Origin of the sequence: uncultured Rhodococcus sp., from assembly GCF_963525155.1 — a bacterium.
GTDB classification, from domain to species: domain Bacteria; phylum Actinomycetota; class Actinomycetes; order Mycobacteriales; family Mycobacteriaceae; genus Rhodococcus_F; species Rhodococcus_F qingshengii.
Window position 1 is genome coordinate 15299 of the sequence record NZ_CAURKP010000012.1, and the last position, 26014, is coordinate 41312.

A 26014-nucleotide genomic window follows, 5' to 3' on the forward strand; every position below is an offset into this window, starting at 1 on the left:
TCACCTTTTCTATGCGGGCTGATCATGTGTGAATCGGTGGAATTTGTTGTGCAAGTGCGGATACAGAACTAGGTGAGGCTGAGTTGTGGTGCAGAGTCGGAGATGTGGTCGGCAGGCGTCGGAAACGCGCCGCGAAGCTTTTCGAATGCGCGCCCGACCCGGAGGACCGTCGCATCGTCGAAGGTCTTGCCGGTGATCATCATTCCGACCGGAAGCCCGTTCACCAGGCCGGCGGGAACGGACAGGGACGGGTGTCCGGTCACGTCGAATGGTGCTGTGTTGGCGATCATCCCGAGAGCCTTCGTGATGAAGGTTGCACGATCCACGTCGTTCGCCGGCAATTCGGATGCGACGTAGGGCAGTGTGGGCATCACCAGGACGTCGAATTGTCTCAAGGCAGTGTCGTAGGCGGCGCGGGCGAGCGGTACGAGGTTCCGGGCTTTGCCGTAGCTCGCGCCGCCGAGGGTGGTGATGCCGTGGTGGCCGGTCAGAGCCACCAGTTTGACGGTTTCGGACAGAGCGTCGGCGTGCTGAAGGCGTCGAGAAGCAAAGTGTGCCATCAGTTCCGGATCGTACAAACCTTCGGCGTTCATGCCGTATCCGTTGCCGTCCAACATCTGGTAGGCACCACCGTCCGTGGCGATCACGTTCCAGATGTGGAAAGCATGTAGGTGCCACGGGATGTTTACTTCCTCTACCGTGCAACCGATTTCGGCCAGACTGTGTGCCGCTGCGCGGACTGCGTCGTCGACCTCGGGCTGTGAGACCGCGTGCCCGAAACCTTCTCGAACGATCCCGATTCGCAGACCATCCACATCGGAGTCGAGGGTGGACAGATAGTCACCTGCTTCGACGCTGTCGGCTTGGCGTGGGTCGTTACCGTCGCGACCGGCGATGACCGAGAGCATCAGTGCGGCATCGTGGACCGTGCGTGTGATCGGGCCGAGATGGTCGATTGTTCGCTCGATGGGAAATGCACCGGTATACGGGACGAGCCCGAACGTCGGCTTGTGTCCGACGACGCCGCAGAATGCCGCCGGGATCCGGATCGATCCACCCTGATCCCCGCCGATGGCAAAATCGACGTCACCGTTTGCGACGAGAGCCGCACTGCCACCGGATGATCCACCTGCTTCACGCTGTGGGTCCCATGGATTGCGGACCGGTCCGCTTGCCGGTGTGAAGCTCGAACCGGAGAAACACAGGTCCTCACACACAGCTTTGCCCGCGACGGTTGCACCGGCCGCCAGTAGTCGAGTGACCACAGTCGCGTCGCGAGACGGAGTGAACCCCTCTACTGTCCGAGACCCGTTCATCATCGGAACTCCGGCCACGGTCACGTTGTCCTTGATCGCCACGCGTCGGCCGGTCAGGACGCCGTCCGACGTCGGCGGGATGCTTGTGGTCACATACCAAGCGCTCAAAGGATTTTCGCTCGCTGTTGGCACCGTGTGCTCACGTGACGTGGTCGGCGGGGTTGCCTCGTCGGCGTACAACTGGTCGACGACGTCGTAGGAGCCCAGTGCTCCGTCGATCAGTGCCGGCCACTCGAGCCGGGCTGATTGGTCGAGAGTGATGCCGTAATGCTTTGCGGCGGTGTCTATTGCATTGTCGTCAGGTCGGATTGTCGCCATGAGAAGTGTGCTCCTGATGTGATCGGCTTCACTTGTCTTTCAGACTAGGGCCGGATCCATAATTGCGTCAATAGGTATCGACATATTGACTCGTTAAGTTCGGGTTACGCGCGCTCAGAGAGAACGGGGGTACAGGCGCCCACGGCGTGATTCAGCGAGCAGAATCGGTCGATGCAGTGGAACGCCGTTGTTCGTAGAGCTTTTCGACGTCGTGACAAGCTGCCGAAGTACTGTTTCCGGATCGCCTGCGGACGTTCGTTCGACGGCGCGTGCGTAAGCGACGATCGCTTCGTACGTTGTCTCCGACAGGGAACTGAGCGGAGGCAGGAGTTCGTTCGAGCTCGCGCTGTATCGCTTTTCGAGGTCGTGATCGCCGGCTGCGGATTGAAAGTAGCCGAATGCCGCCCAGACTCCGTCGGCATCGGAATTGCCGATGAGCTGCTGAGTGGCCTCGTCGAGGACCAATGCAAACGTCCGCGTGGTGGCCCGCAGTCCGTGCTGGGCGCATTGTCGTTCGAAGAAGACCTCGTCATGGCCCACCAGGGTGGAAAGAATCAGTTCGGCCCCGGAGTCGGCTATCGACTCGATGATGCGTGAGAAGTCGGTTGTCCCCAACGGTACGTAGACTTCGCCGGCCACCGAACCTGTGGATTCGGCGATCACACGCCGGGCCGCCCAATGCGCTCCGAACGACCACGAATACTGCTGGCCGACCAGGAACCAAGTGCGAGAACCGGTCTCGGACATCATTGCGGGTATACCCGCTCGCGTCTGGTCGAGTGGGCGCTCACCCAATCGAAGGACTCCCGGACGCGATCGACCTCCCTCGTTGAGAACTGTGTGCACCAACAGCACACCGGTGTTCTGCAATGCAGATGCAGCGGCATTGAAGGTCGACGATGTCACGCACGCGAAAACGGCGCGACATCCGCTTTTCACCAATCGCAGTGCGGTCGCCGCTCCGGCCGCCGGGTCGGAAGCGTCATCGCCTGTCACCAAGTCGACGAGAACGCCGCCGATGCCGCCGTCGGCGTTGATTTCTTCCACGGCCAGTGCTGCGAGTGTTTCTGTCGCCTGGGCGAATACAGCTGCCGGGCCGGATTTGCTGACCAGCAGCCCGATCCGATGTCGGTCGGAACGCGGAGGTTCGGGTGGAGCGAATCCGCGCTTGTTGGCAAGCCAGGAAATGCCGTCCTGATCGAGGCTGGACTCGAGAACGATCCGGGTCCCGGCGCCGTCGGGAAAGAACCGGATCGTCAGGCGGCCGCGCCACGGTTGGTGGTGCACGATCACGACCGATCGGCCCCGCTTCACGCCGGCGACGTATCCCAACAGCGTGATCGGCATTCCGACTGGATCTGCGCGTGCGCCGTCGCCGACGGGAAGGGAGATGGCGGCAGCGGCCCCGACCGTCAGTTGCTCACATTCGAGTTCGAGCAGTTGCCCCGTTTCGAGGCGCTCGAAGGCTGACCCTGGTGGGTCGGTCGTCACGATCTGTGCCGTTACGGAGAGACCTGGCACGTTCTACTTCCTGCCTGAAATAGGTGCTGGGGCTCAACAAGGCCTCACGCTCGGCGACGCACCGATGCGACGTCTGAATCCTCAGTCGCAGTGGCCGGCAACTCGGAGGCGTTCGAACCTGCTTCCAGCGCTCGCCCGAGGACGTCGCGCAGGAACTGGAGTGCATCGTTGGCGGGCCCCGATGGATCTATCGAGAACAGGCGATGACGTCCTTGACGCCGTTCGACGATCACGCCGGACAACCGCAGCGCCTTGAGATGTGTGGATACCGTGGTGCGACCGACCGTCGAAATTTGATCGCTGATGAAGCCCGCGTTGCACTCGCCGTGGGTAGCCAGCGTGTCGAGAATCTGTCGACGCACTTGGTCGGCCAGCACAGCAAACGCCAACTCTTCGTTTCGTTGAGTAGTCACTGTCTGCTGTCCGCGCTTCCTCGATGGTCTCTACTGAGATATGTCGACACCCGTCAACATATCTCGAGTTGCCTCCGAGGGAAAGAATGTGGCCGAAGATTGCAGGCGACTTCGGTCAGTGCTCGGCGGTGATCACCGCGTCGCGCAGCATTCCGGTCCCGGGATGGCAATTGATGTACTCGTAGAGCTGATCGGCGGCATCGAATACCGAGACCTCATGGTAGAGACGCAATTTCGACAGGCCCTCGGCCACCCGGAAGAACGTCGTGAAGATCCGTAGATGGGTCGGGTGGGATTCCGACCACCGTTCGAGTTGGTCGAGGGAGGCCCAGTGGCCGATGTTGTAGCTCAAGTCGAGGAAGTTTCCGTCGATGTCGATATTGCGTACGAATCGGTTGCTGTAGCACCCGACGGCCGGGCCGTTGTCGCGGAGGAAGTCCATGCCCGATTGAAGAGTGGGCAGGATTTCGTCCAGGTAGAGGCTGCGCTCGTCTGCTTCCGCGTCGGCCCAGTCCTGCCCGGACCTGATCAGTGCGATGTTGTCGTGTCCCCGCACTACTACGCGTCCACCTACGGTGGGGTCACCGGCGACGACCCGCAGTTCGCCCGAGGCCTGCATCCAGTCGGTTTGGGAGATCGGAAACCGCTCGCGCATCGAACCCCAGTAGCCGTGCTCGTTGATTTCGCCGCTGACACCGTCCATGACAGCTCCCACCCCGGGGAGGTCGTCTTGGAACGCGTAGAGCGTTTCGAATTGTTCGGCTCTCGGTGCCACGATCTCGCGGAAGAACCCCAATCCGTCCGACAGGCGGTCTTCGGACTCCCACCAGGAGGACACTGGAGGTGATGTGCTCCAACGATGTTGGGAAGAAACATCTTTCCAGTAACCGACCACGATCAGGTTCTCGTAGCCCTGGTTGTCGATGTGATGGGTGAGATCGTGGTGTGCCGGTCCGTCCGGCAAGTCGAAGCCGGCGACGATATCCCGCATCGCCTGCAGTGCTGCCGGGCGCTGATCCTCGCCGCGGAACTGCACGCCGAGATAGCCCATCACGACTTGGTGCAATGTGTCGTCTGCGCGCCCGACCCACATGGGAAACGGTGGCGTATAGGTATCCGGAACCCGCCTGGTCAGAGTGCGCGGGCATTGAAGGTGTTCGCCGATTGCAGATTCCATGAGTGCTCCCTGTGATGTAGGTGGTCGAATCGGGTGCCTGGCACTTGGCAACGCCGTGCCGAAAATCTACGCCCGCTCAGCCGAGCAAACTTGGCCGTCAGCGCCCGATGCTTGGCCTACCGTGCCAAGAATTGTGGATACGCTTCGGCGACAGAAAATTTTGAACACCATGTTCAATGGGTAAGTGTCCGAAGATGTTACAGATCAGCGGGTAGTACTTGTGGGGGCCGCTGCTTGCGACCGGTATCGCCGCGGGCTGATCCCGAATTCCGCCTTGAAGGCTCGACTGAAGGCGGCCAGGTCGGTGAATCCCCAGCGGTGAGAAATCTGAGTCAGCGACCGCTCTACTCCGTGTCGTTGCACGATCTCACGACGGCAACCGTCGAGTCGACGGCTGCGAATCGACCGTGACACCGTCGTGCCGTGTTCGGCGAAGGCTCGGTGCAACTGGCGAATGGAGACTTTGACCGATCCCGCGATGTCCACCGGAGACAGGGCCGGGTCTGCGATGCGGGCGTCTATGACCGACAGGGCGGATTCGTAGAGGCTGGTTCGCCGCGAGGTGATCGGTCGCGCAGTTGTGTGAAGAACGGACTTGACCAGGTTGCCGATCTCGTTGACGACTTCCTCTTCGTCTCCGCTCGCGTCGGACGTCATGCGGACGGAGGCAAGATCGTGAAGAAAGCGACCGAGCAGACCACTCAGGCCCGCGTGTCCGTCGAAGGCGATGGCGGTCAGGCTCGTGACCTCCGCGTCGCTGAGCGACAGGTACGACCGTGGCCAGGTAAACACCTCAAGGCCCCAGATGCCGTCGTGTGCGTGTCCCTCGATCTGCCAATCGAAGGGGCGCGTGGTGTCGTACAGGACGTAGTCGCCACGTCGCAGGACGCATTCGCGGTCGTCTTGGCGCACGACCGCGCTACCGCGGCGGATCATCCCGATCTGCAGATAGTCCGCGCCGTCGCTTTTGATGAGGCTGTTGCTACGGACTATTCGTTGTTCCATCGATTGAACTGCGGATACCCGAACGTGTGCGAGTTGGGCCGAGTGGACGGCCCCGCTGAATCGATCGCCGTCTCCGATATCGGATACGTCGAGCGCGACAAAATGCTCGCGCAACAAATCTGCCCAGTCGCCCGTGAGAGTCGTGCGTGTGGGCAGGGAGAAGCCGGATCGCGCGAGCATTGCAGGGCGCCTCCTCGCAGAAAAGCCGAAGTTCTCGGGTGCTCGATGTTCAGAGAGTAATCCCGCACATCAGACATGTCGATAGAAGTCGACATGTCATCGCGTCGGGAAGAAATTGTTTGCCATACAAACAACGCCGAGTTATTGTTTGTCGTACAAACAAGTAGGAGTTCGTGATGGCCACCGAGGCAGTTCCCGCAGCGCGCGCGACGCGTGAGTCGGGCAAGCAGACGCGCATGGCGCTGTTCAACGCCGCAACCGAGCTGTTCCTCGAGCACGGCGACAGCGTCTCCATCGCGCAGATCTGCACGGCCGCCGGCGCCCATCCCAACCAGGTGACCTACTACTACGGCTCCAAAGAAAAGCTCTTCGTCGAGGTGGCGTGCGCGGCCGTTCTGCGCGCAGGCAAGCGTGCCGAGGTCGATGCCGCCGACGCCGACACGGTCGGCGATTACACCGAGAAGCTGGTCGGATCCCTCCTGGGCTCGGGCGCTCCCAGTGTCGAACTGTTCGTGGAAGCGATGATGATGACGGGTCGTCGTGGTGAACTCCGCGACCTGATCTCCGAAACGCTTCGCACTCTGCACTCCTCGGGCGAAACCGCCCTCCTCCGCACCTTGATCCGCACCGGCTGGCAGCTGCGCGCGGGCATCGACGTCGAGTCCAAGGCCTTCTGGTCTGCGATCTTCGGCCTCGTCATCCAGAAGACTGCCACCGGCGAGAGCTTCGGCTACTCCCTCGAGGAGGCGGTTGCCGTCATCTTCGCCACCCTCCAGATACCCGACGCCGTACTCAACAGCTCGATGGAATGAACTCTCTTCGAGCGTGATTCTCCGACAAGGACTTCGATGGATATCGTTCGCGTATTCGACAGCAACGTCACCAAGACCCCGGACAAACCCTTCCTGATATTCGACGGTCACGATCACACGTACTCCCAGGTTCAGGAGGGAAGTCGACGTGCCGCGGGCTATTTGCAGTCGCTGGGCGTGCAGCCGGGTGACCGCGTCGCGCTGATGTGTTACAACACTCCGGGATTCGTGTACGCGATGCTCGGTGCCTGGCGCTTGGGCGCCGTCGTGGTCCCCATCAATCACAAGATGCAGACTCCGGAAGTTGCCTACGTGCTGGAGCACGCGAAGGTGTCGGTGTGCGTCTTCGACGGTGAGTTGGCGCCGGTTGTCGGTCGACTGGAGACAACGGCCAAGCTGATCAGCACGGACTCTGTCGCAGACGGTTTCGACTTCTTCGACGACGCCATCACCCGCCAGGACGGCGTTGACGGTATCGACATCGACGAGAACGATCCGGCTGAAATCCTCTACACCTCGGGGACTACCGGCTCGCCCAAAGGCTGCGTCCACAGCCACCGCAACGTCGTCGGTGTTGCCGTCACCGCGGCCCTCGCCGTGTCGACGACTCGGGACGAGCGACTGCTCATGGCCGTCCCGATCTGGCACGCTTCCCCGCTCAACAACTGGTTCATGTCCACGCTCTACATGGGCGGAACCGTCGTGCTGCTGCGCGAGTACCATCCCGTCAAATTCCTGGAAACAGTTCAGGAACAACGCATTACCCTCTGCTTCGGCCCGCCGGTCATCTACACCACTGCACTCAACCTCGTGCCGAACTTTGCCGACTACAACCTCGGAAGCGTTCGTGCGTGGTTGTACGGCGGGGGACCGATCGGTGCGGATGTCGCTCGGCGACTGGTGGAGTCGTACGGCACCACCGAATTCCGGCAGGTCTACGGCATGACCGAGACCGGGCCAGTGGGCACCGTGCTGTACCCCGAAGAGCAGTTGAGCAAGGCGGGCTCGATCGGCCGCGTCGCGCTGGCCGGCGTCGACCTGCGCCTGGTTGCCGATGACGGCACCGACGCGGAGCCCGATCAGATCGGTGAGATCTGGCTGCGCGCCGACACCGTCATGCAGGGCTACCTCGACGACCCCGCTGCCACGAAGGCTGCATTTGCCGACGGCGGTTGGTACCGCACCGGCGATCTGGCGCGCAAGGATGTGGACGGCTACCTCTTCATCGTCGACCGTGCGAAGGACATGATCATCACCGGCGGCGAGAACGTCTACTCCAAGGAGGTCGAGGACGTGATCTCCGGCCACCCGGACGTCGTCGACGTCGCCGTTGTCGGAAAACCCAACGAAGAATGGGGCGAGACCGTCGTCGCGCACGTCGTCTGGCGTGAACCGGATGTCATCAGCGCCGACGACATCAAGGACTATCTCTCGGACAAGTTGGCGCGCTACAAGATTCCGCGTGAAGTGGTGTTCGCGACGATTCTTCCGCGTACACCGACCGGCAAGATCCAGAAGCACCTCATCCGCGCAGCGAGCTGAAAGGCCTGTCATGACTGATATTTCCGAGAAGACCGTCACCCACCCGGCTCCGCATCGCACCCATGCAGTGCTCAACCAGTCGGTACCGCGCACGGACGTCAACGAGTTCGTGCTCGATACGGTCCTGGTCGAAGGCGTCGCGCGTCACGACGCCGATTGGGCCACCAGTGAACTCACCGATATCGGTGAACTGGTCGGCAGTGCCGGGTTCCAGCACGACGCCGAGCTGGCCAACACGGTGATCCCCGAATTGAAGACCTTCGATCGCTGGGGAAACCGCATCGACGAGGTCGAATACCATCCGTCGTATCACCGGATCATCTCTGCCGCCGTTGCGCACGGTGCTCACACCTCTGCCTGGGCTGACCCCAAGCCGGGTGCCAACGTGGCTCGGGCCGCGGCATTCATGCTCTTCTCCCAGGTCGAACCGGGCCACGCGTGCCCGATCTCCATGACGCACGCTGTGATCCCCTCGCTCGAGCTGCAACCCGATGTAGCCGCCATCTGGACCCCGCGTGCCCTTTCTCGGAGTTACACCCCCGAGTTAGATGCTCCCGGAAAGGCATCCGCGATCTTCGGAATGTCGATGACGGAAAAGCAGGGTGGCTCCGACGTGCGAGCCAACACGACCATCGCCAAGCCGGCCGGACGTGGCGGCCCGGGTGCGGACTACCTCCTCACCGGACACAAGTGGTTCTGCTCCGCGCCGATGTCCGACGCCTTCCTGGTTCTTGCTCAGGCCGAAGGTGCTGCCGGCGAGGGACTTTCCTGCTTCCTTCTCCCCCGCATCCTGCCCGACGGCACACGCAACGTCTTCCGTATCCAGCGTCTGAAGAACAAGCTGGGCAACAAGTCCAACGCGTCGTCCGAGATCGAACTCGACGGCACCGTCGGCACCATGATCGGCGAACCGGGTCGTGGCGTGCGGACCATCATCGAAATGGTGTCCCAGACGCGACTCGACTGCATCCTCGGCAGCACGGCAGGTATGCGTCAGTCGGTCGCCGAAGCGGTGTGGCATGCACGGCACCGCAGCGCTTTCGGTGCCGTCCTGGCAGATCAGCCGGCGATGACCTCGGTGCTTGCCGATCTGGCTCTCGAATCCGAAGCCGCGACCATCACCGCACTGCGATTGGCCCGTGCGCAGGACGAGGACGCGAATGAGCAGGAAAAGGCGTTCCGCCGACTCGCGACGGCTGTTGCGAAGTACTGGATCTGCAAGCGCGGCCCGCACCACTCCTACGAAGCCCTCGAGTGCCTGGGCGGCAATGGTTACACCGAGGACTTCCCGCTTGCCCGTCGCTACCGTGAGCAGCCCGTCATGGCCGTGTGGGAGGGGTCGGGCAACGTCATCGCGCTCGACGTCCTGCGCGCGATGACCCGTGAACCCGACTCCGTTGCCGCCTTCGACCACGAGATCAACCTCGCCCGCGGCAACAACCCGGTCCTCGATCAGCACCTCGATCGGGTACGACGCCAACTCGGTGAGCTCGCCACGATGGCACCTGCCGACGCCCAGTTCCGCGCTCGGACCGTCGTCGAGGCAATGGCGTTGGCGCTGCAGGCTTCGCTCATGGTGCGCCACTCCCCGGCCGCTTCGTCCGATGCGTTCATTGCCGCTCGCCTCGGCGCCGACCGTGGTCACGAGTACGGAACTCTGCCTGTGGGAACAGATTTCGCGGGAATTCTCGCGAGAGCCTAAGGCTGCTCCCTCAGTACCCTGGTGACGGTGTGTACTGCCGGCGTCGGATTGTTGGGTCGCCATGCCATCGCGATTTTCAGCGTGGGCGTGGCCCCGGCGATCGGCAGGTACACGACCCCGTCCATGGACAGATGCGCCGTCGACTCCACGACGACGGCAATCCCGACCCCCGCTCCGACCATGGCCAACAGGCTGTACGGATCGGGGGCTTCGTGCGCGACGGTGGGCGTGAAACCTGCTGTGGCGCAAACGGACAACGTCGCATCGCGCACCACCGAGCCGTGCTCGGCGGGATACATCACGAATCGCTCGGTTGCCAGGTCTTCCGGTGACACCGAGTCATGCGCACCGAGGTGATGCCTCGCAGGAACCGCGACCATCAAGGTTTCCTCCCGCACCGTGTGTGTCTCGAATCCGCGCGGAATGGGCAGGCCGACTATGCCCATGTCCAGTGCTCCGCGTCGGAGAGCGTCGAGCACCTCACCCGAGTACATCTGCGGCCGTAGTTCCAGTTCGATTCCCGGATGGGAGTCGGCCAAGGACCGTGTGAGGGCCGATAGGACGGTGTAGCCGCCTGTTCCGCCGAAACCCACTGTGACACGGCCCGTCTCGCCAGTCGACGCGGCCGATGCGATTTCTCGTACCACGGCGATCTGCGCTTCGATGATTCGTGCGGGCGTGACCAAGGCTTCGCCGGCTGCGGTCAGTTGCACTGATCTTGTGGTCCGGACGAACAGGTCGGTGCCGAGTTCGCGCTCGAGCGCCCGAATGGTCTGGCTGAGCGGGGACTGCCCGATGTGGAGTCGCTCGGCGGCCCGGCCGAAATGAAGTTCGTCGGCGACTGCGAGAAACGCGCGCAGCTGACGCAATTCCATGTCGCTCCTCCCGGTCTTCATTATGTGGTTCTCCCACATAAATGAGTCGAACTAAGTCTTGGACTCTACATGGATTTCGGACGATAGTGATTCACGCCTCACATTGCATCCCTTGGTGATGCCCGACGCGAGAATCAGGGAGAACCGTGGATCAAAACCCAGGTCAAGACACCAATCCGCCTGAATACAACACCAAACAGGCACGCAAGGCCGGAATCACGGCGTTCGTCGGAACGACCATCGAATGGTTCGACTTCTACATCTACGGAACCGCATCCGCCTTGGTGCTCGGCCCGCTGTTCTTCCCGGATGCGTCGCCGGCGGTGGGGACACTCGCAGCCTTCGCGACTTTTGCCGTGGGATTCGTGGCTCGTCCGGTCGGCGGAGTGGTGTTCGGTCATTTCGGAGACAAGTTCGGTCGCAAGAACGCCGTGATCATCACCCTCGCGCTCATGGGGTTGGGAACTGTCGGTGTCGGCCTCCTCCCTACGTACTCCCAGATCGGGATCTGGGCACCGATACTGCTTGTGGCACTGCGTGTTCTCCAGGGCATTGCCATGGGCGGCGAATGGGGCGGTGCCGTGTTGATCGCCACCGAATTCGCTCCCCCGAAGAAGAAGGTGCTCTACGGCGCGTTTGCGCAGCAGGGTTCACCGGTCGGCAACCTGCTCGCGACGCTGGCCTTCCTCGGCCTGACGTTGATGTCGGATTCCGTGTTCGAGTCGTGGGGTTGGCGTCTGCCGTTCCTCGGATCCGCAGCTTTGGTGATCGTCGCTCTCTACATCAGGTTGCACATCTCCGAGACACCTGAGATGAAGAAGGCTGTTGCGGCACAGGAACGTACACGGATGCCGCTGGTCGAAGTGTTGCGTTCGCATCCCGTCGAACTTGCTCTCGGCGTCGGCGCTGTGGTTGCCGGTGTTGCCATCACGTACGTCAAGACAACCTTTGCGCTCTCTTGGGCGACAACGGATCTCGGCTTCGAGCGTAGTGACTTCCTCCTCGTGATCACCGTGGCACTGGTAGCCCAGGCGCTCGTACAGCCTTTCGGTGCTGTGCTGGCCACGCGGATCGATCCGTCGAAAGCGGTCCGTTGGATGCTGCTTCCGGAAATCGTGCTCCTACCACTGATGTTCGTGCTGGTTCAGACGGGCTCCGTGCCCTTGGCGATTCTGGGGATGGTCCTCGCGACGGCGCCTCACGCAATGTATTACGCCGCGTTGGCCGGCATCCTGGCACAGGTTTTCCCCACCAATGTTCGGTATACCGGCATCTCTCTGTCGTACCAATTGTCGACCGCCGTATTTGCCGGAACGGCCCCGATGGTCAGCCAGTATCTGCTGACGCGAACCAACTCGATCTGGCCGGTCGTAGCTCTAGGGCTCGTGTATGTCGTTCTCTCCCTTGTCTGTATGACTGCTTTGTTGCGCAGGAGTGCGCTGCATGCGCAAGCGCCCGGGCTGGAGTCGACGAGCTCCTCGAACATGACCGATGCTTCCACCCTGAAAGGCGTTGACCACTGATGAACTTTGCACACACCGACCCCGCTCTGACAGCGGTAGTGGACAGATGGACCGCCGAGGCGGACCGAGAGACGTTGAACGGATTGCTCGACCGGCTGGGCCGAGATGCAGCCGGCCGTTTGTCCGAGCTTGCCGACATCGCGGACAAGAACCCGCCGGTGCTGCAGCAATTCGACAAGGCCGGTGACCGCGTCGACCGGATTTCCTATCACCCGGCCTACTTGGAACTGTGCCGGGCGGCGTACAACGAGTACGGCCTGTCCGCCATGTCGCACCGAAAAGGGTTGCACGGATGGGACTCCGTGCATCCGCCACTCGCGAAGTACCTCGCGTCGTACATCTTCGTGCAGGCCGAGTTCGGGCTGGCCTGCCCGGTATCGATGACAGATGCTGCTGCGCGGACCCTGCGTATGTTCGGTGATCCGGCCGTGTTCTCGCCATGGATCGACGCGTTGACGTCGACGGACCCCGAGCAGGCGAAGACGGGTGCGATGTTCATGACCGAGATTCAGGCAGGCACCGACATCGCCTGCACCGAAACACGCGCCGAGCGCGACGGTGACGGATGGGTTCTGACGGGCAAGAAGTGGTTCGCCTCCAACCCGGATGCCGATGTGATCATCACCCTCGCAAGATTCCCGGGCGGACAGGATGGTTCGACGCGTGGAGTTGGAATGTTCATGGTGCCCAAGACCTTGGGATCCGGCGAGCGCAACAACCTCACGATCGATCGTCTCAAGGACAAGCTGGGTACGCGTTCCATGCCGAGCGGCGAGGTGACGCTGAACCGCGCGCACGCACTCCAGGTCGGTGAACTCGATCGAGGGTTCCGCCAGATGGCTGAGATGGTCAACACGTCTCGCCTCTCCAATGCGATGCGTTCGAGCGCTCTCATGCGCCGAGCAGTCCGTGAAGCCGTCGAACATTCGAAGAGTCGAGTCGTGTTCGGTAAGAGGCTCTTCGACCAGCCGCTGATGCGTGCGACACTTCTCCCCCTTGCGCTCGATGCCGAGGCTTCGCTGGCTCTCGTCGCCTACAGCGCACAGTGTCTTCAGGCTGCAGACGTAGGGGACGAACAGGCGCGCGCGCTGATCAGGGTACTGACGCCGATCGCCAAACACTTTGTCTGCAAACGCGCGCGGGTGGTCACCGGCGAGGCAATGGAGGTCCGAGGAGGAAACGGGTACATCGAGGAATGGGTCAACGCGCGACTCGTGCGGGATGCCCACTTGGGCTCGATCTGGGAGGGCTCGAGCAATGTCATTGCGCTGGACGTACTTCGGTGCCTACGCAAGTTCAACTCGCACCGCACGGTCGCGGGAGCGATGACCGACATCCTGTCCACCGTCGGACCGGACTGCGAAGCCGGGTCCGGAGTTCTGTTGCGGCGTTGGGAGGAACTGGTCGATGAAGGAGATCGTCTGATCTCCGGATCTGACGATGCCGCGCAGGCTGCGAGTGCAAGGTACTCCGACGAGTTGGCTCGTACCGTCATGGCGACCCTGCTCTTCGACCTTGCGGATCACGGCATCCGAGAAGGTCGCGGGTACCGGTCACTGCTGGTGGCGAATTCCTACCTGGCCGGTCTTGTGGGGAAGGTGCCGTCGGCTGCACTCGGCAATCTCGACGTGATCACCGACGGCGGTGACGTCGAGCTGGATGATGCACGTGACGTCATAGCCGAGTTCCTCTCCGTAGCAGGAGGTCATCGGTGAATTCTCCAACAGGACCCAAACCCTTGGCCGGTGTCCGCGTGCTCGATCTGTCGAAGATCCTTGCCGGGCCGTACGCAACCATGTCGCTTGCCGATCTTGGAGCCGACGTCACCAAGATCGAACACCCTGAAGGCGGCGACCCCACGCGTTCGTGGGGGCCTCCCTTCGTCGGGGTAGATGCCGCCTACTACCTCGCGATCAACCGCGGTAAGAAGTCGGTCACGATCGACCTCAAGTCCACCGAAGGGCAGGAGATCATCCACCGCATGCTCGAAGAGACCGATGTAGTCGTGGAGAACTTCAAGCCGGGCAGCGGATTACAGAAGATCTTCGACTACCAGGCACTGTCCGAGCGATACCCGCATCTGATCACCCTGCACATCTCTGCCTTCGGTGAAGAAGGACCGCTGCGCGACGAACCGGGGTACGACATGATCGCGCAGGCCGCGGGCGGGCTCATGTCGCTCACCGGTGAACCCGGCGGCGCTCCGATGAAATCCGGATTTGCGTTGGGAGACTTGGGCGCAGCACTTTTCGGACTGGTCGGTGTCCTGGCCGCATTGGTCGAGCGAGGCCGGACCGGACGCGGACAGTACGTGACCACGTCGCTGTACGAGTGCCAACTCGCGATGCACGTCAACTGGGCGACCAGTTACTTCGCCACCGGTGAGCGCCCAACTGCGTTGGGCTCCGGTCATCCGAATCTTGCTCCGTATCAAGCATTTCCTGCCAGCGACGGGTACTTCGTCATCGCTGTCGGCAACGACGCGATGTGGGCGTCGCTGTGCGAGGCCATCGGAAGGAGTGAACTGGTCACCGATCCGCGTTTTGCCCACAACCGCGACAGGGTGGAGAACCGCGAGAGTCTGGAACGAGAACTCACCAGCGCCTTCACATCGGAAACCGTCGAACACTGGTGCGCTCTTCTCGCCCAACGCGCCGTACCGGTCTCACCGATCCGGCATCTCGACGAGATCTACTCCGATCCCCACACTGCCGCGCTCGGCATGGTCGGAACCGTCGCCCATCCGACGCTCGGACCGTTGAAGCAAGTGGCCTTTCCGGTCAACTTCTCCGGCCAGAGGCCACGTCTGACGTCGGCGCCGCCCGTTCTCGGCGCCGACAATGACGCAGTCCTTGGTACCGCTCAGGCCAGCCCGCTCAACGCAGGCGGCGTGTTGTCGTCGCGCCAACCGATGGCCTCGGCAAGCGTCGTGAGGTCGTAGTCCGGTCCGCTGACGCCGACGGTGAAGAGCGAGACGCCGTCGGCGACCAGGTCAGCAGCATTCTCGAGCCCAGGCCACGGAACCGAGTGCTCTACTTCCAGCGGGTTCCGGCCCACGTCGGCGCAATGGTCGGAGAGGATGCCTGACTTGCGCAGGTGTGTCTCGCGGTCACCGAAGCTGTGCCAGACGTCGGCGTACTCGGCGACCAGGCGCAGGGTCTTCTTCTCGCCACCACCCCCGATGAGGACCGGGATGTTGCGCGTCGGCGGCGGGTTGCCCTTCGCCAGGCGGCCCGTGATGCGGGGGAGGTATTCGCCCAGCAGTTTCAGCCGTGAACCGGGAGTGCCGAAGTCGTATCCGAACTGGTCGTAGTCCTTCTCGAACCAGCCGGCACCGATACCGAGGATCAGGCGCCCACCGCTGATGTGGTCGACGGTTCGCGCCATGTCGGCCAGCAGATCCGGATTGCGGTAGCCACCACCGGTGACCAGGGCGCCGATCTCGACGCGTTCGGTCTGCTCGGCCCAGGCGCCGAGCATGGTCCAGCATTCGAAGTGTGCGCCGTCGGGATCGCCGGTCAACGGGTAGAAGTGGTCCCAGTTGAAGACGATGTCCACCCCGGCGTCCTCGGACCGCAAGACGGCGTCGCGTATCAACCCGTAATCGGGTGCGTGCTGGGGTTGGAGTTGAACACCGATGCGTACCGGACGAGTCATGCCACGCTCCTGACGAGAGGAATGGTTGTCTTCTCCCATCATGGCCGGGTGTGCGCGGTACCGCTACCGCCGCAGGGTCGGCGAAACGATCACGCGCCGACAGCTTCGTGTACTCCCAACTCTTCGAGGAGTCGAGTGCGCAGCGCGGCGTATCCCGGCTGTGAGGGACTGCGCGGCTTCACGAACGACACGGTCTCGAGAATGCTGACCCGGCCGTCTCGCAGCACCGCAATACGATCGGCCAACAGGATTGCCTCGTCGATGTCGTGAGTCACCAGAAGGACCGCGGGGCGATGTTTGCGGCACAGCTCCGCAACCAATGCCTGCATGCGGAGACGCGTAAGCGCATCGAGTGCAGCAAAAGGTTCGTCCAGCAGAAGAAGCCGCGGGTTACGTACCAGTGCTCGTGCCAGGGCCACGCGCTGGGCTTCACCACCGGACAGGGTCGTGGGCCAAGCACGTTCACGCCCGGCGAGCGACACTTCTGCCAGCGCGGCCGCGGCCGCTTCGCGGTTCTTCCGGGTGGAGCGTTGTCCGAGGATGACGTTGTCCTGGACTCGCTTCGACGCAATCAAACGAGGCTCTTGGAAGACGACGGTCCGGGCTTCCGGTGCACGGACCTCACCGGCATCGAAATCCTCGAGTCCTGCAAGGATCCGCAGAAAGGTCGTCTTGCCGCTACCACTGGCTCCGAGAAGTGCCACGAACTCCCCCGGTCTCACGTCGAGTGAGAAACCGTCCAGAATTGTCCGATCGCCGAAGGTCTTCACGACGTCGACAGCATGGACACCCGAATCCGTATGTTGGACGGTCATGCGCTCTTCCCCCACTGCTTGTAGGGCATCAGGATTCGCTCGATACCCCGAACGAGGAGGTCGACCGACAACCCCCAGATTGCGTAGATGATGACGACGACCACGAGGACGTCGGTCTGGAAGTATTGCTGCGCAGAAGTCATGAGAAATCCCAGACCCTTTGGTGCATTACTTAATTCGGCGACGATGAGTGCGAGAAGTGACACCGACAACGAGACCCTCAATCCGACGAGCACCGAAGGAATCATTTCCGGCAGAATCACCTGACGAATCAGTCCGAGACCCCGTAGTCCGAACACACGTCCGGCCTCGATGACCTTGCGGTCTACATTGCGGACTCCACTGTGAGTGTTGATGTACAGCGGAAACAGTGCTGCGGCCGCGATGATGATGATTTTGGGACGCTCGTCTATACCGAACCACAGAATCAACAGCGGTGTGATCGCAAGAAACGGGATCGTGCGGAGCATCTGGAGCGTGGGGTCCACAAGCTTGTCGGCGAGAGCGAACAATCCTGACGCAATACCGAGCGAGAGTCCGAGGGCACCGCCGATGGTAAACCCGATGGCTACCCGCGCAAGTGAGACCGAAAGGTTCTCCCACAGAACACCAGTCGTCACGAGTTCGACAAACGCCGACCACACGGACCAGGGAGACGGGAAGACCTTTTCGTCGATTCGGCCCGTCGCTGATCCGAGTGCCCACACGGTGACTAATGCGACCGGAACACTCGCGCGAAGCGCAGTATCGGAGAGCCGGCTTCGTCGACGCTTGGCAGTGCGAGGCGCGATTCTGTCTGCATCCGAGACTGCCGCTGCCGCTGCAGGTAACTGGGGTGCCTCGACGCTCACGAGACAGCCCAGGTCGTGACGTCGAATGCGTTGGGGGCCTTTCCGGACTTGACCAAGAAGTCGAGAGTCGAACGGACGGTGTTCAATCCGTCAGGGTCGACAGGCTCACTCTGAAAGTTCCAAAGCGTTGCTTCCTTGACAACGTCCACCGGTGATCCCGTTGCGTCGAAAACGAACTGTGCGTAGGCGTCGTGATCGGCATCGATCGCCTTGTCGCCTGCTTGAATGACTTCCCAAACAGCCTTGCCCAGATCGGGATTCGAGTTCAGCGTATCCCGCGACGTCAGCGCCACGCTGGTCGCGAGGAGATCCGGATCGTCGACGCTGGCCTTGGACAGGACAGGAAAGTCGATTTGTTTCCTCCAGATGCCGGCTGTCGTGGCCGGAAGGGGCACGGCGTCGATGTCACCACGTTGCAGAGCGGGGAGTGCATCGGCAAAGAGCAGATTGACCAACTCCACCTTGTCCGCGACACCGGCTCGTTCGAGGACCGCCCGGCCGTACTTGTCGAAGTTCGACCCGAACTGCAGTCCTACCTTCTTGCCTGCCAAGTCTTCGATCTTGGATACTCCGCCCTCACGGCCGAGGAACCAGATATCCGACGACGGTTTGTCGATCACGAGGGCCGGCACGTCGATTCCGCTGGCCTTGGCCTGAACCGCGGGGGTATCCCCGATCAATCCCACCTGCACGTCACCGGTCTGCAGCGCCTGCACCACCGGAGGGCCGTTGTTGAAGCCCACGAAGGCTTTGTACTCGAAGCCGTACTTCTCGAGGATGGGTTGCGCCAGGCCTTCGTGCACGGCGTACCCGAACGAGGTGGTGTCGGTAGGACTCTTGCCTGCAGCCCCGTTCCAGGGCGCCCCGACCGTCAGTGGGACAAGGTCTTTCGAACTGCTGTCGGAAGCCGCGGAGGTGGACGAGCATGCCGCTGTCGTCGCGAAAAGCGCAATTGTGAGTAGGGCTGTCAAGCCTTTGGCGCGAGATCGGGTTTTCATGGTGTTCTCCTGGCGTTCTGGGCGAGCTGGTGATAGTCGGCTGTGGATTGGGTCGGACGAGGGGACGATTTGCGCCATCCGACCCGTTCGCGGTACATCCCGAGCAGGTTCTGCCCGATCAGATGCTCCTCGTCGCGTAGTTCGGAGTCCTGAGGCTCAGGAGTACGCGACGGTGAGACGAAGATGGCGTCGGCGGGGCAGTACGCCTCACACTGGAAACATGTCTGACAGTCCGAATGCCGCGCGATCGCGGGTGGTGAATCTGCTACGGCTTCGAAGACGTTCATCGGACAGATGCGGACGCAGATGTCACACGTCGTGCACCGGTCGATGCTGATCAACTCGATCATGATGCACTTCCCTGCTGAGCCAATGCACTGCCGACGCGGGGCAACTCGGTATCGGGGGCAACCCAGATGTCGTTCAAGCCGCCACTGAGCAAGCGATGGGTTTGGTCCACGTCGGTGGCGGGAAAGTCGATGCGAGTATGCATGCCGCGAGTTTCGGTCCGTACCAAGGCCGAACGAACCGCCCAGCGGCTCATCGCGAGCATCCCAGCCGCTTCGCGTTGCGCGATAGCCTCTGTTCCGGCGGTTGTGTGGTCGAGGTCGCGAGATGCGCTCTCCCAGAGACGATCAAGTCGAGTAGCCGAATCGATCAACCCGTCGTTGCTTCGGAACACGGACTTGTCGATCGGGAGCATCTCGGACTGAATGGCGCGAACAGAGCCGCGTACGTCGTCGAAACCTCGATCTCTCACACCGAGCGTTCCTGACGATCGAGTGTCGGATAGGTCTGTCGCTCTTCGGCTATCGGAGAAGGACGCGGCTGCTCGTCCCGCCCAGGTGCCGGTCGCAATGGCCCACGACAGGTTGGGGCCACCCGCTCCGGTGGCTGCGCCGACGATGCGATCCCGTGCGGCGATGTCTCCAGCGGCGTAGAGTCCGGAAACTCCGGTGGACGCGTCATGGTCGAGGATATGTATCCCACCGGTGCCTCGGACCGTTCCTTCTTGAACCCAGTCCATCGGGAAGCGTTCGTTGAACGGATCGACCCCCAACTTGTCCGTGACCATGAAGAAATTGGGCATGGCGGCTCGCAATGCCGGTTGCACTTCCTCGCCGAACTGTGTGAACTGTGCGGTGATCGTGCCCCTCAGCGATGCGCCGAGAAGCTCTGCGCGGCTTTGATGTAAATCGTGATAGTGAATCGGTTCACCGAGATGATCCCAGTACGAGGCAGTGACGAAGAATCCATTCTTGTCCATGCTGGTTCCGAACGGCACCATTCCGTAGAAATTGGAGAACTCCATGCTCGAGAGGTGCGCGCCCACCTCCGCGGCCATCAGATGCCCGTCTCCGGTATTGACGTCTCCGCCGAGGGAATGGCTCTTCCACGTCGTTCCGCCGGTTGCCAGGATCACCGCACCGGCATCGACACGCCACGGCCGTTTCACTTGGCGCTGGTAACCCGTTGCACCGGACACCGTCCCACCGGCATCTACGAGAAGTTCCAGTGCCGGACTGTGATCGAGTACGAGTACACCGGACTTCTTCACCTTCCCCCGAAGGAATCGAAGGTAGTCCGGAGCTGCACCGGAGAACGATCGCTCACCGGGGCGGGCGCCGAAAAGTGTTCCGGAACCGCGCGGCTTCGTACTGGGTTTGTAACCCCATTCGGGAATGAGAGCGGTTCGCGCCCAGGCCTCGTCGAGTACCGCTTCAGTCCAGATGCGATCGGTGATGTATCCACCTGAGCGTTCACGCTTCGAAATCTCCTCGTCGCGGCGCTCGGCCACCGGCGGCACGAGCCAATGGCCGACTCCTGCAGTGGCGGCGACTCCGCTGGCACCGACATAGCCTTTGTCCACCAACGTGACGGCCGCGCCGGATTCGGCGGCGGCGACGGCCGCCCACGTAGCGGCCGGACCCCCGCCGACGACGAGGACGTCAGTCGACACGAGAAGGTTTTCGACGTCGTCAGTGACCACGTGCCCGCGAAAACGTGGGAGTGAGCGCGCCATGACAGCGCACCTCCGATCTGGAATGCGTTGGGAGAGAGAAGTACGAGATGTTCGCTCTAGCTACACGACGGTGAGAGGGAGGCCTCGAGGCGTTCGAGTCGGTCGGTGATCTTTGCCAATTCCGTGAGGATTCCGGCTTGCCCGGCCGGTGCGTACCGATTGGCGTGTGCAACGCCGACCTCGATCAACCCCAAGGCTTGATGGGTGGTTACTTGGAAGAAACCGAGCTGATCCAAGACTTCCGCCGCGTATCCCGTTGTCGCGTTGGCCAACGCCCACACAAGATTTGCTCCGTTGACGATGGAATTGCCGACGAGTTGCGCGTCGGTCACAGCCGCTTCGAGGATGGCTCTCGCCTCGGGGCCGAACGTCACGTCGTTGTCGTCGAGTGGGGTACCGTCGGGCACCACAAGGTCGAGAGTCTTCTGGATCGACGTCCGTGTCAGGCCGAGGTGGTCGAGGCCTCGCAATATCAGGTTCTCTTCCTCGTCTAGCAGCGCCTGCAACAAGTGTTCGGAATCGACTGTTCGTGAGCCTTTTCCAGCAGCTGCCGCGGGTGCCAGAGAAATTACCGACGCAAGATGTGGGCTGAAGGGTAGATCGGTGTCGATATGCTCGGTGATACGCACGGCAGAATCAGGAATTTCGCGATCGAGTGTTCCGCGGAGTGCCATCTGGCAGATTGCCGAGACAGGCAGTCCGCGTGCGCGTACAGCAGCAGCGAGGTCATCCGGGAGATAGATGTTGACCTTCGGCATCGATTCTTCCTCTTCTACCTGATCTCGACCGCTTGACCTGCACTGATGTGCATAACCCCATATAACCCCCACGGATGGTGTCGGGCAATCGTCGGTGCCGTTGTTCCGGCAGGAAAGCCCAGTTCAGGGGTTTGGTTCAGGCTGGTCCGAATCTGGTCGCGTGCGCACGGTCTGCCCACAGCAGACAGGCGGGGCCGCGGCACTGCCGCGCCGGTAGGAATGGATTCATGACTACTGAAGCGCCCACCGATACCGGCTACCGTGACCTGTTGACAGACAGGCTCTTCCGACAGCGAACCATTCTTCTCACCGGCGAGGTCAACGACGCCATGGCCGAACGTGTGTGTTCGGAACTGGTGCTCCTCGCCACCACCGACCCCAAGCGCGACGTCGTGCTCTACATCAATTCACCTGGCGGGTCGGTGTTTGCCGGTCTGGCCATCTACGACACGATGAAGCTCATCCCCAACGACGTCGTGACGGTCGCGATGGGCTTCGCGGCCAGCATGGGCCAGGTGCTTCTCTGCTCCGGCACCCACGGCAAGCGAATCAGCCTGGCGCACAGCCGCATCATGATGCACCAACCTTCGGCGGGTATCGGTGGCACTGCGGTGGACATTGCGATCCAGGCCGAGAGTCTCGAGCTGATGAAGCGTCAATCGCAGGAAATCCTCGCCGCCGAAACGGGCCGGACCGTCGAAGAGATCGAGACCGACAGCGATCGGGATCGCTGGTTCACCGCCGAGCAGGCGCGCAAGTACGGAATCGTCGACCGCGTCGTGACGTCCTTCGCCGAGATCGCACCGCAAGCCACCTTCCCCAAGATCGGATTGTGACGTCATGTCCCAGTACACGATTCCCAGCGTCATCGAGCGAACACCAACGGGTGAGCGATCTTTCGACATCTTCAGCAGGCTGCTCAACGAACGCATCGTCTTTCTCGGCACAGAGATCGACGACGGCGTCGCCAACGTCGTGATGGCTCAGATGCTGCATCTGCAAGCCGACAACCCGGATCGTGAAATCGGTTTGTACATCAACTCTCCCGGCGGTTCCACCACGGCGATGCTCGCGATCTACGACACCATGCAGTTCTTGAAACCGACGATTTCCACGTACTGCATGGGTCAAGCGGCTTCGGCTGCTGCAGTGCTTCTGGCCGCCGGCACTCCAGGCCATCGGCATGTTCTTGCCCATTCGCGGGTGCTGCTGCACCAACCGTCGACGCAAGGTAGCGGCACCATCTCGGACCTCGCGCTTCAAGCAGCCGAGATCCTGCGAATCCGGGAGCAGACCGAGGCGATTCTGAGTAAGCACACCGGTCAGAGCGTCGAGCGATTGCGTAAGGACACCGATCGCGACAGGATCTTCACCGCCGACGACGCTATCTCCTACGGACTGGCCGACACCCTCATCGAAGGGAACTGACTAGGCCGCCATCAGGACGGGACCCGAGATCGGTGCGGGAGAGTGCCCGAAGGTGAGGGAGTTGAGTGCAACGATCCGGTTGCCCGCTCGGAACAGTAGATGCTCGAGCGGCATCCCGAGCGCTTCGCAGATTGCGCGCAGAATTTCCGACGACGGTTCCTTCTTGCCCCGTTCGATCTCGGAGAGGTATTGCTTCGACATCCCGACCTTTGCGGCTACGTCGTCGAGAGTTCGGTCCTGATCGCGTCGAACCTCCCGCAGCACTCGTCCGTAGGCTTCACGAATCAGTGGGGGTTTGCGCACGGCAACAGCCGGATCGGGGAGTTCCGACTCACCCTTGACCAGGACCAGTCTGCGCGGCGCATCCATAGGCCGAGTATTCCAGCCGACCGGTACGGACACCACCCGGTTCACCGAGGGCTGACATCTAGTCCGTTCGAACACCACCGGCAAGGAACATCGCTCGAAGAACGAAGGCCGCCTCGGGCCCGATGATCTCGCCGACAAGGCTCGTGTAGCGGTCGACGAACTCGGGCCCGTGGGAAGCCTCGTCGGAGGCGGGGTCGCCGAGGTGGTGCGCAAGTTCGTGCAAGACAACGAATTCGCGTAGCGCCCACCGGCCGTCACGGTCGTCCGGGACGGCGATGACGTCGTTCGAGTAGTGAGCGGCGGCATTGCCGCCGCGGGAGCGCACGGACACCGGAATGGTTGCGCGAGTCCAGGTCTCCCGTACCCAATTCAGCCCGAGTAGCTGATCGCAGTACGCCTGGACCGACTCCACGGAACCGAATTTGCGCTCGACCGGCAAGGTGATGGTGGAACCCATGACCTCGACGCTCCGAAGTCCGCGCTGGTCGGCGCGATCGAACATGGTGCGCACCAACGTCTCTGCCTCGTAGACGGCGCTCCGCTGCGTATCCCTCACGAGTCGAGCTGCCCGCGCACCCCGCCGATCTCCGGAAGGTTCCCCAGACGTGCGGAGCGCGCCGCCCGATCACCCGCTCGTCGAGCATGTGAGGAATGCCCGGCGCTTGCGCGGCCGCCGCCCCGCCACGTCCCACGCGCTTTGGAGTTGGACGAGTAGTAGTCCTTCAGCTCGATTTCCTTGTTACGCAGCACGAGTGCGGTTTCGGAAGACGACGTGGCAGATTCTGCGATCGCGGTCTTCTCCGTCTCCTGCTTCGTCTCGGCCAACCGAGCGCCGATGCGGGACGCGTACGCCATCTGGAAGTTCAGGCGCGCCGTCACTCCGGCCACCGGCTTGCGGACCTGCGTGCTGACGCGTCGTCGTCCACGAGTTTCGACGACGGTCCGCACGGACGTTTCGCCGCGGTACGCCCCGGAACGCACGTACGCGTCGGAGTCACGCACCATCTGGAAGAGCAGGCTCGAATACAGGGCCTCGCACACGTCGATGTCGCCGGCGAAGCCGTAGGCGTAGATGACGGCCGACGTCTGCGCGATGTCGCATTGCACGTCGTTGGCAGCGGCGATGGCGATGAACAACTGGGCGTACGTTCGCAGTCCGCGCTTGCCCGGTTCGCCGATGGTGATGAGCCGTTGAGTGGGCGTCGCACGCTTTTCCGAAGACGCGGTGTGCGCACGCGCGACCGCCAGGTCGATCGCGGAACTGGTGGCCAACCGCTGAGCGGCAGCCATGAAGGCTTCACCTTCGTGTGGATTGTCGGTGGACTCCGCTTGGCGAAGCAGCGCACCGATGCGGGTCAGCATCTTCTCCGAACTCACCGTGAAAGACTACGCTCGCGCGCCGACACGGACGTTTATGCTGCTAGCGCACACGCTCACCCTCAACTTGGATCGTCCGGCACGTTCCTGCCGGTAGAAGGGATCAACCCCGTCATGGCTTCAGTGACTTTCGAGAGCACCACCTGCCTTTTCCCCGGATCGAACACTCCGGCAGTGGACAAGCTCGACCTCGAGATCGAGGACGGCGAGTTCCTCGTCCTCGTCGGACCCTCCGGCTGCGGAAAGTCGACCACCCTGCGCATGCTCGCCGGGCTCGAAGACGTCCACAGTGGACGCATCCTCATCGGCGACCGCGACGTCACCGGTCAGGAGCCGAAAGAGCGCGACATCGCGATGGTCTTCCAGAACTACGCGCTGTACCCGCACATGTCGGTGGCCGAGAACATGGGTTTTGCGCTCAAGCTCGCCGGAACCAACAAGACGGAGATCCGCGCCCGCGTCGAAGAGGTCGCGAAGATGCTCGATCTCGAGCCGTACCTCGATCGCAAGCCCAAAGCGCTGTCCGGTGGCCAGCGTCAGCGAGTGGCGATGGGCCGCGCCATCGTCCGCCAGCCGCAGGTCTTCCTGATGGACGAGCCGCTCTCGAACCTCGACGCGAAACTCCGTGTGCAGACACGTACGCAGATCGCTCAGCTGCAACGACGCCTCGCGACGACGATGGTTTACGTGACCCACGACCAGGTCGAGGCCATGACGATGGGTGACCGCGTCGCCGTCCTCGAAAAGGGAATCCTGCAGCAGTGCGCCTCGCCGCGCGAGCTGTACAACAAGCCGAAGAACGTCTTCGTCGCCGGCTTCATGGGTTCACCCGCGATGAACCTCTTCACCCTCCCCGTCGTCGACGGCGGCGTCGCATTCGGTGACGGGATCGTTCCGGTTCCGCGCGAGACGATGAACGGCGTCGTCGAAACCGAGGTTGTTCTGGGTATTCGCCCCGAGCACCTCGAGATCGCCGCCGAAGGCCTGCCGATGGAGGTCGACGTCGTCGAGGAACTCGGCTCGGACGCCTACGTCTACGGCCGGACCACGATCGGCGGACGGCTGCAGCAGATCGTCTCGCGTGGTGACTGGCGCAATCCGCCGCAGAAGGGCGAGCGCGTCAACCTGCGCGTCGACCCCGAGAAGGTGCACATTTTTGCCACCACCGACGGGCGTCGCCTGGGTTAGGTCGACCTGTCAAACGACACATGACCGATTCAGGTTCGGCGTAATACCCACAAGTACGGGTGTCTCGTGCCACAGTAGGGGCCGATGCCGGGAGCCGGCACTCATGGCGCATGCCGTGAGCAGGCTCTCGGTGACCGTCTATTTGTCATACACATACGGGGAGCGA

General features: G+C 62.2%; 25 protein-coding genes. 9 read left to right on the top strand and 16 right to left on the bottom strand.

Annotated elements, in window-relative coordinates; genetic code table 11:
- Window positions 1-68: 68 nt before the first annotated feature.
- The 5 genes from RWT78_RS04885 to RWT78_RS04905 form a co-directional block, all read right to left on the bottom strand.
- Window positions 69-1634 (bottom strand): amidase, encoded by a 1566-nt coding sequence (locus RWT78_RS04885; RefSeq protein WP_118605719.1) that lies wholly within the window; start codon window positions 1632-1634, stop codon window positions 69-71.
- A 114-nt stretch (window positions 1635-1748) separates the two neighbouring features.
- Window positions 1749-3155 carry a substrate-binding protein gene (locus RWT78_RS04890; RefSeq protein WP_314674346.1) on the bottom strand — a complete coding sequence of 469 codons (1407 nt, stop codon included), beginning with the start codon at window positions 3153-3155 and terminating at the stop codon, window positions 1749-1751.
- Between the two features lie 44 nt (window positions 3156-3199).
- Entirely contained in the window at window positions 3200-3568 is a 369-nt protein-coding gene (locus RWT78_RS04895; protein ID WP_007735244.1) for a helix-turn-helix transcriptional regulator, read from the bottom strand.
- Window positions 3569-3683: 115 nt separating this feature from the next.
- Window positions 3684-4745 carry a phenylacetaldoxime dehydratase family protein gene (locus tag RWT78_RS04900; RefSeq protein ID WP_314674348.1) on the bottom strand — a complete coding sequence of 354 codons (1062 nt, stop codon included), beginning with the start codon at window positions 4743-4745 and terminating at the stop codon, window positions 3684-3686.
- Between the two features lie 204 nt (window positions 4746-4949).
- Window positions 4950-5930, bottom strand: a complete 981-nt coding sequence (locus tag RWT78_RS04905) for a helix-turn-helix domain-containing protein (protein WP_047270147.1) — start codon at window positions 5928-5930, stop codon at window positions 4950-4952.
- A gap of 176 nt (window positions 5931-6106) precedes the next feature.
- Here RWT78_RS04905 and RWT78_RS04910 point away from each other — a divergent pair, with 176 nt between their 5' ends.
- The 3 genes from RWT78_RS04910 to RWT78_RS04920 are packed head-to-tail and all read left to right on the top strand — an operon-like array spanning window position 6107 to window position 9986.
- Entirely contained in the window at window positions 6107-6742 is a 636-nt protein-coding gene (locus RWT78_RS04910) for a TetR/AcrR family transcriptional regulator C-terminal domain-containing protein (protein WP_030537647.1), read from the top strand.
- A 36-nt stretch (window positions 6743-6778) separates the two neighbouring features.
- Entirely contained in the window at window positions 6779-8284 is a 1506-nt protein-coding gene (locus RWT78_RS04915; protein ID WP_314674352.1) for a long-chain-fatty-acid--CoA ligase, read from the top strand.
- 10 nt (window positions 8285-8294) lie between these two features.
- On the top strand, window positions 8295-9986 hold the full coding sequence (locus tag RWT78_RS04920; RefSeq protein ID WP_276117468.1) for an acyl-CoA dehydrogenase family protein: 1692 nt from the start codon (window positions 8295-8297) through the stop codon (window positions 9984-9986).
- Here the strand turns inward: RWT78_RS04920 and RWT78_RS04925 are convergent.
- Window positions 9983-10861: a LysR family transcriptional regulator gene (locus RWT78_RS04925; RefSeq protein ID WP_003946037.1), complete on the bottom strand. Its 879-nt coding sequence runs from the start codon at window positions 10859-10861 to the stop codon at window positions 9983-9985. The genes RWT78_RS04920 and RWT78_RS04925 overlap by 4 nt on opposite strands.
- 146 nt (window positions 10862-11007) lie before the next feature.
- On the opposite strand from RWT78_RS04925, the gene RWT78_RS04930 reads away from it, so the two are divergent.
- The 3 genes from RWT78_RS04930 to RWT78_RS04940 are packed head-to-tail and all read left to right on the top strand — an operon-like array spanning window position 11008 to window position 15325.
- Complete coding sequence (locus RWT78_RS04930) at window positions 11008-12384, top strand: MFS transporter (RefSeq protein WP_003946054.1); 1377 nt, start codon at window positions 11008-11010, stop codon at window positions 12382-12384.
- Complete coding sequence (locus tag RWT78_RS04935; RefSeq protein ID WP_314674355.1) at window positions 12384-14099, top strand: acyl-CoA dehydrogenase family protein; 1716 nt, start codon at window positions 12384-12386, stop codon at window positions 14097-14099. The genes RWT78_RS04930 and RWT78_RS04935 overlap by 1 nt, the downstream gene beginning before the upstream one ends.
- Window positions 14096-15325, top strand: coding sequence for a CoA transferase (locus RWT78_RS04940; RefSeq protein WP_314674356.1), 1230 nt, complete (start codon window positions 14096-14098; stop codon window positions 15323-15325). The genes RWT78_RS04935 and RWT78_RS04940 overlap by 4 nt, the downstream gene beginning before the upstream one ends.
- Here the strand turns inward: RWT78_RS04940 and RWT78_RS04945 are convergent.
- From RWT78_RS04945 to RWT78_RS04975, 7 genes are all read right to left on the bottom strand, one after another.
- Complete coding sequence (locus RWT78_RS04945) at window positions 15247-16041, bottom strand: LLM class F420-dependent oxidoreductase (protein ID WP_080909443.1); 795 nt, start codon at window positions 16039-16041, stop codon at window positions 15247-15249. The two genes, RWT78_RS04940 and RWT78_RS04945, sit on opposite strands and share 79 nt — an antisense overlap.
- 89 nt (window positions 16042-16130) lie before the next feature.
- On the bottom strand, window positions 16131-16856 hold the full coding sequence (locus tag RWT78_RS04950; RefSeq protein ID WP_003946013.1) for an ABC transporter ATP-binding protein: 726 nt from the start codon (window positions 16854-16856) through the stop codon (window positions 16131-16133).
- Window positions 16853-17707, bottom strand: coding sequence for an ABC transporter permease (locus tag RWT78_RS04955; protein WP_314674357.1), 855 nt, complete (start codon window positions 17705-17707; stop codon window positions 16853-16855). The genes RWT78_RS04950 and RWT78_RS04955 overlap by 4 nt, the downstream gene beginning before the upstream one ends.
- Window positions 17704-18705, bottom strand: a complete 1002-nt coding sequence (locus tag RWT78_RS04960) for an ABC transporter substrate-binding protein (protein ID WP_054831701.1) — start codon at window positions 18703-18705, stop codon at window positions 17704-17706. Before RWT78_RS04960 ends, RWT78_RS04955 begins: the two co-directional genes overlap by 4 nt.
- Window positions 18702-19055 (bottom strand): ferredoxin family protein, encoded by a 354-nt coding sequence (locus RWT78_RS04965; RefSeq protein ID WP_003946006.1) that lies wholly within the window; start codon window positions 19053-19055, stop codon window positions 18702-18704. Before RWT78_RS04965 ends, RWT78_RS04960 begins: the two co-directional genes overlap by 4 nt.
- Window positions 19052-20728 (bottom strand): FAD-binding protein, encoded by a 1677-nt coding sequence (locus RWT78_RS04970; RefSeq protein WP_314674358.1) that lies wholly within the window; start codon window positions 20726-20728, stop codon window positions 19052-19054. Before RWT78_RS04970 ends, RWT78_RS04965 begins: the two co-directional genes overlap by 4 nt.
- A 56-nt stretch (window positions 20729-20784) precedes the next feature.
- A complete protein-coding gene (locus RWT78_RS04975) occupies window positions 20785-21486 on the bottom strand; it encodes a Clp protease N-terminal domain-containing protein (RefSeq protein ID WP_003946017.1) in 702 nt (233 codons plus the stop codon).
- Window positions 21487-21713: 227 nt separating this feature from the next.
- Here RWT78_RS04975 and RWT78_RS04980 point away from each other — a divergent pair, with 227 nt between their 5' ends.
- The gene (locus RWT78_RS04980; protein WP_314674360.1) at window positions 21714-22322 is read left to right on the top strand and encodes an ATP-dependent Clp protease proteolytic subunit; all 609 of its coding nucleotides are present in this window, start codon (window positions 21714-21716) and stop codon (window positions 22320-22322) included.
- A gap of 4 nt (window positions 22323-22326) precedes the next feature.
- Window positions 22327-22914 carry an ATP-dependent Clp protease proteolytic subunit gene (locus tag RWT78_RS04985; protein WP_003945993.1) on the top strand — a complete coding sequence of 196 codons (588 nt, stop codon included), beginning with the start codon at window positions 22327-22329 and terminating at the stop codon, window positions 22912-22914.
- On the opposite strand, the gene RWT78_RS04990 is transcribed toward RWT78_RS04985, so the two are convergent.
- From RWT78_RS04990 to RWT78_RS05000, 3 genes are read right to left on the bottom strand one after another with little or no spacing between them, the layout of a single operon-like run.
- Window positions 22915-23283 carry a helix-turn-helix domain-containing protein gene (locus RWT78_RS04990; protein WP_003946041.1) on the bottom strand — a complete coding sequence of 123 codons (369 nt, stop codon included), beginning with the start codon at window positions 23281-23283 and terminating at the stop codon, window positions 22915-22917. It lies immediately after the preceding gene.
- A 58-nt stretch (window positions 23284-23341) separates the two neighbouring features.
- Window positions 23342-23839, bottom strand: coding sequence for a TIGR04338 family metallohydrolase (locus RWT78_RS04995; RefSeq protein WP_042450620.1), 498 nt, complete (start codon window positions 23837-23839; stop codon window positions 23342-23344).
- Entirely contained in the window at window positions 23836-24660 is an 825-nt protein-coding gene (locus RWT78_RS05000) for a DUF2786 domain-containing protein (protein WP_030537724.1), read from the bottom strand. Before RWT78_RS05000 ends, RWT78_RS04995 begins: the two co-directional genes overlap by 4 nt.
- A 114-nt stretch (window positions 24661-24774) precedes the next feature.
- Here RWT78_RS05000 and RWT78_RS05005 point away from each other — a divergent pair, with 114 nt between their 5' ends.
- Window positions 24775-25848: an ABC transporter ATP-binding protein gene (locus RWT78_RS05005; RefSeq protein ID WP_003946073.1), complete on the top strand. Its 1074-nt coding sequence runs from the start codon at window positions 24775-24777 to the stop codon at window positions 25846-25848.
- Window positions 25849-26014 lie beyond the last annotated feature (166 nt).